General features: G+C 23.7%; 1 pseudogene. It reads right to left on the reverse strand.

The window, feature by feature from the left end:
* Nucleotides 1-258: pseudogene (locus OL66_RS03200) on the reverse strand (hypothetical protein); the annotation flags it as partial.
* Between the last annotated feature and the right edge of the window lie 33 nt (nt 259-291).

Below are 291 nucleotides of genomic sequence, written 5' to 3' on the forward strand. Positions count from 1 at the left end.
AATTGATGATTCCTTTGTTTTGAAAATATATAAAATGAAATATTCATTAATTTTACCACGGATTACTTTTTGACTTTGAGAATTGTGTTGTTTATTATTAAGATATTCGTTTAGAAGGTTATGGGTTTTTATCATATATTCGTTAAATGGTTTGTTGAATAAAGATGGTTGGATTATTTGTTTAGTGATGTTAACACACAAAGATTGGTGGTTAAAAACATTAATGTTGTTGAAATGAAAATTAGTTAATTGATTCATTTGATTATTCCTTTCTAAATAAAAAAAGACTCT

Origin of the sequence: Chrysanthemum yellows phytoplasma (assembly GCF_000803325.1) — a bacterium.
In the GTDB taxonomy this organism is placed as follows: Bacteria; Bacillota_I; Bacilli_A; order Acholeplasmatales; family Acholeplasmataceae; genus Phytoplasma; species Phytoplasma asteris.